General features: G+C 67.8%; 12 protein-coding genes. 8 read left to right on the top strand and 4 right to left on the bottom strand.

Features of this window, described 5'->3' with window-relative positions; genetic code table 11:
• From ACYVF3_RS23805 to ACYVF3_RS23770, 8 genes are all read left to right on the top strand, one after another.
• The coding region (locus ACYVF3_RS23805; RefSeq protein WP_363794664.1) for a C40 family peptidase at nt 1-1,133 on the top strand (1,133 nt) is incomplete at its 5' end.
• On the top strand, nt 1,130-3,013 hold the full coding sequence (locus ACYVF3_RS23800) for a type IV secretory system conjugative DNA transfer family protein (protein ID WP_461156477.1): 1,884 nt from the start codon (nt 1,130-1,132) through the stop codon (nt 3,011-3,013). The genes ACYVF3_RS23805 and ACYVF3_RS23800, both read left to right, overlap by 4 nt.
• Nucleotides 3,010-3,684 (top strand): hypothetical protein, encoded by a 675-nt coding sequence (locus ACYVF3_RS23795; protein ID WP_363794668.1) that lies wholly within the window; start codon nt 3,010-3,012, stop codon nt 3,682-3,684. Before ACYVF3_RS23800 ends, ACYVF3_RS23795 begins: the two co-directional genes overlap by 4 nt.
• Before the next feature lie 214 nt (nt 3,685-3,898).
• The gene (locus ACYVF3_RS23790) at nt 3,899-4,360 is read left to right on the top strand and encodes a thioesterase, FlK family (RefSeq protein ID WP_363794670.1); all 462 of its coding nucleotides are present in this window, start codon (nt 3,899-3,901) and stop codon (nt 4,358-4,360) included.
• A 47-nt stretch (nt 4,361-4,407) separates the two neighbouring features.
• Nucleotides 4,408-5,106: a GGDEF domain-containing protein gene (locus ACYVF3_RS23785; protein ID WP_363794672.1), complete on the top strand. Its 699-nt coding sequence runs from the start codon at nt 4,408-4,410 to the stop codon at nt 5,104-5,106.
• Entirely contained in the window at nt 5,103-5,486 is a 384-nt protein-coding gene (locus ACYVF3_RS23780; RefSeq protein WP_363794674.1) for a WhiB family transcriptional regulator, read from the top strand. The genes ACYVF3_RS23785 and ACYVF3_RS23780 overlap by 4 nt, the downstream gene beginning before the upstream one ends.
• 62 nt (nt 5,487-5,548) lie before the next feature.
• Nucleotides 5,549-5,797, top strand: a complete 249-nt coding sequence (locus ACYVF3_RS23775; RefSeq protein WP_363794676.1) for a hypothetical protein — start codon at nt 5,549-5,551, stop codon at nt 5,795-5,797.
• Nucleotides 5,798-6,341: 544 nt separating this feature from the next.
• A complete protein-coding gene (locus ACYVF3_RS23770) occupies nt 6,342-6,533 on the top strand; it encodes a MerR family DNA-binding transcriptional regulator (protein WP_363794882.1) in 192 nt (63 codons plus the stop codon).
• A 269-nt stretch (nt 6,534-6,802) separates the two neighbouring features.
• On the opposite strand, the gene ACYVF3_RS23765 is transcribed toward ACYVF3_RS23770, so the two are convergent.
• From ACYVF3_RS23765 to ACYVF3_RS23750, 4 genes are all read right to left on the bottom strand, one after another.
• Nucleotides 6,803-6,994: a hypothetical protein gene (locus ACYVF3_RS23765; protein WP_363794678.1), complete on the bottom strand. Its 192-nt coding sequence runs from the start codon at nt 6,992-6,994 to the stop codon at nt 6,803-6,805.
• Between the two features lie 12 nt (nt 6,995-7,006).
• Nucleotides 7,007-9,907, bottom strand: a complete 2,901-nt coding sequence (locus ACYVF3_RS23760; protein ID WP_363794680.1) for an RHS repeat-associated core domain-containing protein — start codon at nt 9,905-9,907, stop codon at nt 7,007-7,009.
• Nucleotides 9,908-9,971: 64 nt separating this feature from the next.
• Nucleotides 9,972-10,571: a hypothetical protein gene (locus tag ACYVF3_RS23755; RefSeq protein ID WP_363794681.1), complete on the bottom strand. Its 600-nt coding sequence runs from the start codon at nt 10,569-10,571 to the stop codon at nt 9,972-9,974.
• On the bottom strand, nt 10,571-10,982 hold a 412-nt coding region (locus tag ACYVF3_RS23750; protein WP_461156476.1), incomplete at its 5' end, for a hypothetical protein. The genes ACYVF3_RS23755 and ACYVF3_RS23750, both read right to left, overlap by 1 nt.

The raw sequence follows: 10,982 nt of genomic DNA, 5'->3' as shown, positions 1-10,982 counted from the left end.
CCATGTCGGGGTCGAGCAAGGGCACCGTGTGGTCGATGGTCGCCGTCGCGCTGACGGCCTTCATCGTCATGCCTGCGGCGATGGTCGGGGTCGCGGTTCTGGCGGTCTCCGGAAGCCTGGGCATCGCGTTCGGCGGCTGCCACGGCGACGGCGGCCCCGGCGGGGGCGGGCAGCAGGTCGGCGACCAGCAGTGGTCCGGCGAGCAGATGACCAACGCCCAGACCATCACCTCGGTGGTCCAGCAGCGCCACCTGTCCAAACGGGCCGCGGTGCTGGCGATTTCGACCGCGATCGTCGAGTCCCGGCTGATCAACGTCCACTACGGCGACCGCGACTCGCTGGGGCTGTTTCAGCAGCGCCCGTCGATGGGCTGGGGTTCGCCGGAGGAAGTCACCAACCCCGCCTATGCCACCGGGAAGTTCCTCGACCACCTGGTGCAGCTCGACGGCTGGCACACCATGCCGCCCGGGGTGGCCCAGCAGAAGGTGCAGGCATCGGCGTTTCCCGACCGCTACGCCCCGCAGGAACAGCCCGCCAGCGCGCTGATGGACAAGTTCTGGACCGGCCCGGACAACCCGGTCCCGCCGCCGAGCGGCGGGGATACGGCCCAGCAGGCATCGGCCAGCCAGTCCGCGCTGGGCTGCCCGGACCAGGGCGCATCGAACATCCCGCTCGATCCGGCCAAGCTCCCGCCGGGCTTCCAGCTGCCGAGTGACCCGAAGCAGCGTGCGGCCGTGGAGTTCGCGCTGAGCAAGCTCGGCGCCCCGTACGTGTGGGGCGCGAAGGGCCCGGACGCCTTCGACTGCTCCGGGCTGATGCAGGCCGCGTGGGCCCACGCCGGGGTACCGATCTCGGCGGGCACCTACGGCCAGAAGGACGACGGCCGCGCCGTCGGATCACTGGCCGAGATCCAGCCCGGTGACCTGGTGTTCATCCCCGGCTCGCTCGGCTCCCCGTCCGATCCGCGGCACGTGGGCATGTACGCCGGCCACGGCGTGATCGTCAACGCCTACGACTCTTCAACCGGCGTGATCCTCGAACGCCTCGATGCGTGGGCGCCGCAGATCGTGTCCATCCGGCGGGTCGCCGAACCCACCACACCACCACCGCCGCAAGGGAGTCCGCAGGCATGAGCAGCAACCACCGCATTTCACCCACCGCCGATCGCGACCTCGCGCTGATGGGCGTGCTGGTCTCGGTGCTCGGCGCGCTGCTGGCCCTGGCCGCCGGGCTCATGGCCGGCGCCGCAGCCGCCACCGTGCTCACCGGTGGCCCCTGGGCCATGCCCACCTTCGATACCTGGGTATCTGGCGTGTTCGCCGTGCTCGGCAACCCCGCCGATCCGGCTGCGGGCCTCGGAGCACCGTGGGCCCCGGCGCTGGCCGGGCGGCCGGGCTTGTACTGGGCGGTCACGCTGGCGATCATCGCGATCGCGGTGGCTGTCCTGGCCACGGTGGCCGGGCTGGCCTGGCGCCGGTTCGGCCCGTCGCAGCCCGGTCACGCCAGCCGGGAGGACATCCGCCGCGAGCTCTCCCTGGAGGCGGCTCGGCGGACCGCCGAGTGGACCCGGCCGAGCCTGAGCCCGCGCGAGCGGCGCCGTGCACCGCTGGAACAGGTCGCCGCACCACTGCACCGCGGCCCACACCGCCAGGTCATGTGCACACCGCTGGAAAACCCCACCGGCGCCTTCGCACCCACCCAATCCGGCAAGTCCCGCACGGATCTTGTGCACAAAGCGCTCGCCGCACCGGGCGCGCTGCTGTGCAGCACCACGAAACCCGACTTGGTCGAGTTCGCCGCGCTGGCCCGCACCCGCCGCCGAGAAGCCGGTCCCGTGCTGGTCTTCGACACCACCGGCGAGGTGCACTGGCCCGCCAAGGTGCGCTACTCGCCGGTGACCGGGTGCCAATCGTTCACCACCGCGCGCCGCCGCGCCGAAACGCTCGTCGATGCCGCAGCGGTGGGCCTGGAAAACGTGGGCGGAAACGACAAGGTGTTCCGCGAGCGCGCGAAGATGGTCGTGCAGTCCTACCTGCTCGCCGCCGCCCACGCCGGGCGCGGAGTCGCCGACCTCGTCCGGTGGGCGATCACCAAACCGCCGGACCAGGAGCCGGTCGAGCTGCTGCGCGAGCACGGCTTTCCGGAGCTGGCCGACAACCTGCGCTCCGAGATCGGCATGGTCGCCGAGACCTCCGACGCGGTGTGGCTCAGCGTCCGCCGGGTCATCGAGCCCTGGCTGGACCCGCACCTGCGCGAGCTGTGCTCCCCGAAGCTGGGGGAGGAGTTCGATCCCCGCAGCTTCATCGGTCAGCAGGGCAGCCTGTTCCTGGTCGCCGGGGAGCACCAGGCCGACCAGGTCCGGCCGGTGCTGACCGCGCTGGTCGAGGACATCCTGACCAACGAGCAGGAGATGGCGCTGTCGTACCCGTCGCGGCGTCTTGACCCGCCGGCCACCAACGACCTCGACGAGCTTTTCGACGCCACGCCGGTGCCGCGACTGCCCGAGGTCCTGGCCGACTCGGCCGGTCGGGGCGTGATCATCCACTGGGCCGCCCAGTCTCTGGCCCACCTGGACACCCTCTACGGCGAGAACGGGCGCCGCCAGCTGCTGGACAACACCACGACGCTGACGCTCTGGGGCGGCATCAAGGACCCCAAGACCCTCGAGTGGATCTCCACGATCGCCGACCACCACGAGCGGCGGCGCTACCAGCAGCAATCCGACGGCCTGTTCGGTATCGGCCGCACCTCGGTCGGCACCGAGTCCGTGCCGACCTACCGGCCCGGCGCGGTGCGCACGGTCGACCGCGGCCGCGTCCTGGTCTTCCACCGCCACCTCAAGCCGATCCTGGCCCGCACGGTCGACGTCAAGCGCCGCCGCGACTGGAAGTCGCTCAAGGCCGACGTCGACGCGGTGCGCAACGGCGAGGTCCCCGTGTCCCCGGATGGATACGCCCTGACCACCTCCGCGCAGCCCACCGCGCCCGCCTACCAGGAGGTCAAGCCGCTGTGAGCGAGGACGACATCACCCCGAACCGCCGCCGTCGTGAACCCGCAACGGACGAGCCCAGCGAGCACGATCCGGCCGACACCGAGGAGCTGGACAAGCAGCTCGGCGCGCTCACCGAGGTCGTCGGCGGGCTGGCCAAGAAGGTCAACTCGCTCCGCGAGCGCATCGACGCCCTCGAAAACGGCGACACCGGCGACGACGGGGACGAGCAGGACGACACCCACGACCGGCCCGCCGCGTGGGTGGTGTTCACCCCGCCCGCCGCGGCCGAGGAGCACCAGCACCGCAAGGACGGCCACAGTCCGAACTGGACACTGGACAACTTCGTGGCCTGGTACAACGCCACCTACGTAGGACGGGCCGGTGGTCCCGCCACGCCGATTCCCGGGTGCTGGCGCCAGCATCCCGGCCTGGCGATGGAGGTCGCCACGCTCGCCTACAGCTGGCGGCGGGCCAACGTCGGCGCCACCGCCAACGTGCGCGACGCCCAGTACTGGCATCACACCTGGCGGCCCGGTTTCGCCGCCCGGCTCACCGAGTGGACCCACGCGCACTGCCTGGACGGACGACACCGCCCCGCTGGGGCCGACGCCCGCCCTGACCGCTTCACCCAGGCCACGTCCGGCCACACCAGCACTGAAGAAGTGCACGTCAGAAAGGAAGTTGCGTCATGACCGCTACCGCTCCGCGCCACTTCAGTCCTCGTCCAGCACCAGGACTGCGCTGCCCGGAATGCCAGGTACCGACCCGCTGGCTGCCGTACCCGTTGCTGCGGTGGTTCTGCGCCGATTGCGAGGTGTCCTGGCGCAATCCCTGCCAGCCAGGACTGCGTGAAAACCCCAGCGCCACCGCCAATCCGTTCGCACCAGCACTCGTGGAGATCCCGTCATGACCGACTACGACACCCGCTCCTACACGGCTCGCAGTGCCATTCCCGCTGCTGAGCCGACGCCACTGCACACCGCGCTCCGCGTCATCGGCGTCGAGCACACAGTCCCGGAGATCCTGCCCGGCAGCCTGCTGGCCAGCCGCGGCGAACGGGTGTGGGCCACCGGATCGCTGATCGCGATGTTGGAGGACGTGACCTGGGAAGTCATCGCTCCGCACGTGCCCGACGACCGCGCACTGGTCGGCTGCGGCGGCGTCTACGAGCACACCGCACCGACCCTGCCGGGCCAGCGGGTGCGCATCGAGGTCTACCGCACCTATGTGCCCGAGGGCGGAGGAAAGCAGCTGTGGACCGTGCGTGCGGTCAACGTCGAGACCGGTCAGCAGGCCGGCGTCTTGCACCACGAGGTCGCCACCCCGAATCGCGCGCGGTTCTACCGACGGCTTCGCGCGCGGATGTGAGGAAAACCAGCACGTGACCAGCACAACGACGCACAGGGAGCCCGACCATGATCTTCCTCGAATGGCGCCCCGCTGCACCGGCCTCGTCGCGCTCGACGACGGCCCTCGGCGCGGCCGCGGCCACCGCCGCAGCCGGGTGGGTGCTCACCGCCACCCGGCTGCACGCCCGCACGCGCCAGCTGCACCGCGCCCACCGTGACCCCGTCACCGGACTGCTCACCCGAGCGGCCTTCGAGCCGGCGGCCCAAGCGGCGCTGTGCCACCGAGACTGCACGGTCGGCCTGGGCGACCTGGACGGGTTCAAGGCCGTCAACGACACCCACGGCCACCAGGTCGGCGACGAGGTGCTGCGAGCCGTGGCCACCCGGTTGAAAACTCAGCTCGGCCATCTGGCCGTCGTCGGCCGGATCGGCGGTGACGAGCTGGCGTTCGTCACCCGCGGACTCCGCCCCGTCGATCTCGACGCGTTGGTCTCCGCGCTGACCGCACCGATCTCGACCAATGCGGGCCTGCTCCGGGTCGGGGTCTCGCTCGGCATCAGCACCCTCGGCCGCCAGGCCGTGCTTTCGAACGCACTGGTCGCGGCCGACCTGGCCATGTACGAGGCCAAATCCACCCGGCAGGGCGGCGGATGGCGCGTGTGCTCGCCGCGCTCCCACGCGGCCGCCTTACCCGCACTGTGCCCCGCGCCCCGCCAAGAAGCCCGTGGCCTCGGGCCCGCGACACAGGAGGTGAACCAGCGATGAGCGCACACTGGGAAGACGACGCCGCCTGCCGCGGCACGATGCTCGAGCTGTGGTTCGGCCCGGATGACTACGAGGAACCGGTGGACCAAGCCCGGTGGCGGCAACGGCGCGCGACCGAGTTCTGCGCGACATGCGCGGTGTGGACTGAGTGCCTGTCCGCCGAGCTGGTGCGGCCGCTATCCGAGCAGCACGGAATCCGCGGCGGGCTCACCCCTCGCGCGCGGGAGCGGCTGCTGGCGCGGTGGCGCGAGGCCGGGCTCGTGCCCGAGCACCGCCCGCCGGACGACGTCGACGTCGTGCGCACGCTACTCACCGAGTCAGCCGAGTCAGCCGAGTCAGACCTGCTGCCTGCCAGGCGCTACTGCTCCAGCAATCAGTGAGATAGTGGCGCCCGGCGAGGTGGCGCACGCGATCGCCCGTACAGGATCGTCAAGGGAGCAGGATGCCGATCTGGTTGCTCATCATCATCGACGTCGCGGCCGTCGGTTTCGCCGTGTTCCTGGCCTTCAAGCTGCCGCACGACCCGTGGCGAATCACCCCGTCGCTGGTGGTGACGTTCCTGCTGACGATTCTGCTGGGGGCCACCATTGATCCGCGGGCGTTCCTGCTCACCACAGGCCTGGTCGCCGCGTTCGCCACCGGCCGCACCGTCTACCGGCTCCGGCAGTCCCGCTCGACCTCGAACAAGTAGCACCGCGCACTTGGGTTTGGCTTAAAAGCCCGAGCCGGGAAAGTGCTTGGATCCCTGAACAGGCTGTACAGGCTGGCGTTTCCCCGTCTTTCGCCACAGTTGGTGACGGGCCAGTTACGGTGATCGGCATGCAGATGGGGACCGGGATCTACCTTCAGGTGTACGAGATCAAGTCGAAGTTCGTCTTTCACCACAGAACGCTGGCTGAGCCCGCTGGATCTGACCGACCCAGATGGTCCGACGACGCGCGTGGTGCAGTTCGGGCACATGATGGCCGTCTGAAAGCTCACCGCCCACGAAATCCCCACCCGGATCAGCCGCAACTCAGCCCTGCTCAGCCTGGCCAGCGACCTCCCCGCAGCAGTGCTCTCCACCCTGCTCGGACTCAGCGAAACCGCCGCCGTCCAGTGGGTGCACCGAACCAAACGTGACTGGCACGCCTTCCTCCGAGCCCGAGGGTACGAGCAAGACCAACAGCGGGAGCGAGGGAAACAGGCTTGACCTTCGAGCCGGGTCAAAGGTTTACCGTCGGGAGGTGAGCACGATGCGGATCTCCCAGCTCGCCGAACGCACCGGCACCCCGGCCACGACCCTGCGGTTCTACGAAACTGCGGGACCACTGCCCGCCGAGCGGACTCCAGCCAGCTACCGGATCTGGATCATGCTCTCAGCATGGGCGGTGACCAGTGGTGTCTCTGCTGAGAGCCTGGAGACTTTCCGCGTCTTGCTGCCTTAGATGTCGCCAGTGGTGGGCGAGGTAGAACCGCGCCCACCACTGACCACCAGGGCCCCGGCACGTGACCGTCAACACCGTCTCCAGCCCGACCTTGCCGGAGATCATCGCCACCGCGCGGAGTCGTCCCCGGCGAACCTGCTTAGCGATGTAGCCGTGTCCAACCTAAGCAAAGTGCGGACAAATTGCCCACTCTCGTCGTGCAGCATCTCGAACATCGCATGGATATCGTCGATACATGAGCGCAGCTAGTTAACCCGGCCCACGGAGGCCTACCTGTTGCGCCCGCGACTTACGCGGTCCACATACACGAGAATAGCAATATAGACGCCAAATGAGAGGATCAAAACCGGAATCCAAACGACAGCTGGAGCATCGTAAAGACTGGTGATAAGCATGGCGGTCGGGGTCAGGATGACACCAAGGGTGACGATCGTCCAGAACTTTATTCCTCGTCCGGCCATGCTTCTCTCCTCTTAGCAGACCAAGTTCGATGCGGCTCCAAATGCTACACCTGCCCCGGCAATGACAGCTCCTGGAAGAGTTCCAACTCCGGTTGCAGTGGCAGCGAGACCAGCATACGTGAAGATCTGGCCGGCTCCCCACAAAGTCCAAGTGCAAGCATTGAGGCCTATTGAATCCATTTTGTTGATGGGGTCGCCGAATGCGTAGGTGTAGGGATTGATTTCTTGTCCGCTGGGGTCGGGTTGGGTGAAGCGGGCGTGGTGTGGCTGGTAGTAGCGGTGGCCTAGGTGGTAGCGCCCCTGCGGGTCGTGGAGCATGCCGAGCCAGCGCAGGGGGTTGTGGTTGGCGGCTTGGCCGGTGGGTGTGGGGTCGCCGTAGGGGGTGTAGGCATACGTGCCGGTGACTTGGCCTTCTGGGGTGACCAAGGCGTGCACGGTGCGCTGCGGGTCGGTGTGCGGGATGTGGCGGGGACCACCGAGGGTGTCGAAGGCGATGGGTCGGCCGTCGGGGTCGCGGATGATGGTGGTGCGGACGCCGTCGCGGGTGTAGGCGCCGAGTCCGAGGGCGGTATGGGTGTAGGTGTCGTGCACGGTGCCGACGGCGGTGCCGTAGAGCCCTTCCAGCAACTGCACCGCGTCGCTGGTGGCGTAGGCGAATTCGGCGAGGCGCCCTTCGGGCCCGGTGGTACCGGTGAGCTGGTAGGTGGCGCTGTATTCGCTGATGACCTGTTGTTCGTCGGCGGTGAGTTGGCCGGCGCGGTCCCATCCGAGTGGGGTGGTGTCGATGTGGGTGTACTCATCGGCGGCGTTGATGGTGAAGGTGTGTTCGTTGGTGCTGGTGAGGTTGGTGGCGTCGTCAAAGGTGTAGGTGTAGGGCCCGGCTTGGGTGAGTCGGTTAAGCCCGTCGTAGGTGCACAGCGTGGGTTGACCGGTCGGGTGGGGGCTGAACCAACCGGTGATTTCGCGGATGAGTGTGGAGTCGGCGGCCGTATCGGTCTCGTAGCGGTAGGTGCTGCGGTCGAGCAGCACGTTGGCGTTGTCACGGGCTTCCACGGCGGTGACGCGGCCGGAGAGGTCGTAGTCAGTGTGCTGGTGGAACCCGCCCGGGTAGTGGGCGTCGGTGCGGCGGTTGGCGGTGTCGTAGTCGAAGGACATCACCGCCCCGTCGGGCAGCGTGAGGGTGGTGCACCGGTAGGCGGCGTCGTAGCCGTAGCGCACGGTGGCACACGGTTGTTGCAGCCAGACGATGTTGCCGGCCGGGTCGTAGCCGTAGCCGACGGTTTCCAGCACATCGCCGGTGGTGGTGCGTTGTGACTGCACCTGGCCGCGTGGGGTGTAGGTGTAGTTCATGCGGGCGCTTGGTGAGTGGGTGGCGGTGAGGTTGCCGTTGCGGTCGTAGCTGCGCTGCTCGCGCACGTCCCGGATTCCGCCGGTGACATCGGTGATGGCGGTGGGCCGGTCGAGCAGGTCGTAGGAGTGCTCCAGGACGGTTCCGTTCCCATCGCGAACTGTGTGCTGGCGGGAGAGTTCGTCGTAGGTGTAGTGCTCGACGCCGCGTGGGTCGGGCGGGTGCACCGCCGTTTGTTGTCCCAGGCTGTCGTAGTCGTAGGTGGTCACCGCGCCTTTGCCATCGGTGCGGGTAGCCACGCTGCCATCCAGGTTGTAGGTGTAAGCGAGGACTGTGATGCCGAGGTTGGTGTTGTAGGCCGACAGCAGGTTCCCGGCCGCGTCGTAGTCGAGTTCGACCTGGGTGCCTTGCGGGTCGGTGATGCTCGTGGGCTGGAACGGATGGTTGGTGTCGGTGTAATCGATGCTCATGGCCGCCCCGGTGGGCAGTTCGGTGCCGATGAGGTTGTTGGTCGTGGCGTCGTAGTCATAGGTGAACGAGGCCCCGGTGGGGTCGGTGGTGGTGTTGACGTCGTTGTTGGCCGTCCACGTCGTGCCCCGCGCGTGGCCGAGCGCGTCGGTGGCTGAAAGCTGGCGGTGGGTTGAGTCGAAGGTGAACGTCGAGGTGTTGCTGTTCGGGTCGGTGACCTCGGTGGTCGATGTGCCGTAGACGTAGGCCCAGGTGGCCACTGCCGCCCCGCCCGGTAGGGGTTCGTGCACGGCGGTGACCCGGTTGGTGGTGTCGTACTCGGCGGACCAGGTGTGGCCGTTCGGGTCGATGAGCTCGATCAGGTTGCCGCTGGTGTCGTAGCTCAGGTACGTGGTGTTGCCGCCGCGGTCGTCGAACTGCAGCAGGCGCCCGTCGGTGTCGTGGACGTAGTTGCCGAACACGTGCCCGGTGGGGTCTTCGATCGATTCCAGCTGGGCCTGGGCGTCGTAGTGCAGCGTGGTGACGCGCCCGCGGGTGTCGGTGATGGTCTCCACCCGCCCATCACCGCGGTGCGCGAAGGTGATGGTTTGCCCGTTGCGGCAGGCCTGGCTGGTCAACAATCCGGTGGTGTCGAAACGCCAGACTTCCTCCGAGCCGTGGAACACGAGCCGGTAAGTGGAGTCGGGTTCGGTGTGCAGGGTGGCGTTGATGCCAGCCGGACTGATCCAGCCCCCGCTGCCGTCGGGTTGGAAACTGGCGTACCAGCCGGTGGGGTCGACCAGGGTGCGAACACTGCCGGTGTCGGCGAACAGGTGGGTGTCGATCAGGCTGGCCCAGTGGGTGCCGAAGCTCGGCTCGATCGCTCCTGGGGGTAACACCGGCGGTGCTTGGGCGTTGAAGGTGTGGTTGAGGTTGAGCGCGAAGTCGCACCGGCCCTCGATGGTCAAGTCACGTACGTGCACCACGAGGTTGCCCGTGGACAGGTGGACGAGTACTTCGATGCGATCGGAGATGGGGTGACGTTCCAACGGATACCACGGCCGAACGCCGAGGAACTCACCGCCGGTCACGATCTGCGTGTGGATCGGAGCGGACATGAACACACACCTCCCAGGTGTGAAAAAGCCTGTGAAAGTCGAAAAAGTGAAAAGGTCCTAGCGATCAGAGGTTGGAGACGGTGATCGTGCCGAATAGTTCCAGCAGTCCGCCTTCGGGCCAACCGCTGGGAATGGAGGGCACGCTCCAGGCGCGATCGCCCGGATTGGGCCCGGCGATGGTGTAGAGGCCCAGACGGGTATCGCCCTGTGAGTAGGAGAACATCGGTTGCAGCCGCGTCGAGTCCGGCTGTATCAGGGTTGAGCCCCACCAGTCGGCATAACCGGCGCTGGTGGTCCACAGATGGTTGTGCAGGAAATGGTGGCTGCCGGGCGGTGTGCGCAACCCCGCGGGCAGTTCGGAAACGACCTGGCCCGCGCCGGCATCGAATGGTGGGCTGCCCCAGAGGAATTCGCAGTGCAGATGCAGTCGCTGGCCGATGCGGATGAACCAGCCGCGGCGTTGGCTACCGGTGCCCAGGTTGACCGGAGTCTGTTGTGTGCCGGTCTGGCCGAGGCTTACCAGCGGCGGCGTATAGGCATGCCATTCGCCTAAATCCGCTTGCCATGCCGCGAATTCGGCCCGCATACGTTCGTATTCGCGCCGCAGTGCCGTGAGCCGCTGGCTCGTGGGTTCCCCGGAGGAACAGGTCGTGGACGGGCTCATCACACCCACCTCGCCGAGAGCGCCGCGTCGTCTGCGAGCTGCACCGTGCCCTGGATGACCAGGAGCCCGCCCTCGGGGAAACCGCTGGCGATGTAGGGCACGCTGTTGGTGTTGTTCCCCGGTGTGGGCCCGGCGATGGTGTAGAAACCCAACCGCGCATCGAGCTTGCTGAACGGAAACATCGGCTGCAGCCACGTCGGCGTGCCGGGCTGGATCAGCGCCGAGCCGGCCCAGTCCATGGCACCCTCGGTGCCGCTGGTGGTCCACAGATGCGTGTGGAGGTAGTGATGGCCACCCGTGGCGGTCATTCCCGGCGGTAACTCGGTGATCACCCGGCCCGCGGCGGCATCGTAGGGCCTGTCAGATGGGTTGTGTATGAGATCACTTTGTGATTGGAGTACGGCCCATGGC

The sequence above is a fragment of the Saccharopolyspora tripterygii genome (assembly GCF_054778355.1).
Note: the sequence above shows the minus strand (reverse complement) of the source record. Positions and strands in the feature narration are given on the sequence as shown.

Coding starts and splice junctions, on each gene's coding strand:
- ACYVF3_RS23800 (WP_461156477.1), top strand. CDS start 1,130: ATGAGCAGCAACCACCGCATTTCACCCACCGCCGATCGCGACCTCGCG.
- ACYVF3_RS23790 (WP_363794670.1), top strand. CDS start 3,899: ATGACCGACTACGACACCCGCTCCTACACGGCTCGCAGTGCCATTCCC.
- ACYVF3_RS23785 (WP_363794672.1), top strand. CDS start 4,408: ATGATCTTCCTCGAATGGCGCCCCGCTGCACCGGCCTCGTCGCGCTCG.
- ACYVF3_RS23780 (WP_363794674.1), top strand. CDS start 5,103: ATGAGCGCACACTGGGAAGACGACGCCGCCTGCCGCGGCACGATGCTC.
- ACYVF3_RS23775 (WP_363794676.1), top strand. CDS start 5,549: ATGCCGATCTGGTTGCTCATCATCATCGACGTCGCGGCCGTCGGTTTC.
- ACYVF3_RS23770 (WP_363794882.1), top strand. CDS start 6,342: ATGCGGATCTCCCAGCTCGCCGAACGCACCGGCACCCCGGCCACGACC.
- ACYVF3_RS23765 (WP_363794678.1), bottom strand. CDS start 6,994: ATGGCCGGACGAGGAATAAAGTTCTGGACGATCGTCACCCTTGGTGTC.
- ACYVF3_RS23760 (WP_363794680.1), bottom strand. CDS start 9,907: ATGTCCGCTCCGATCCACACGCAGATCGTGACCGGCGGTGAGTTCCTC.
- ACYVF3_RS23755 (WP_363794681.1), bottom strand. CDS start 10,571: ATGAGCCCGTCCACGACCTGTTCCTCCGGGGAACCCACGAGCCAGCGG.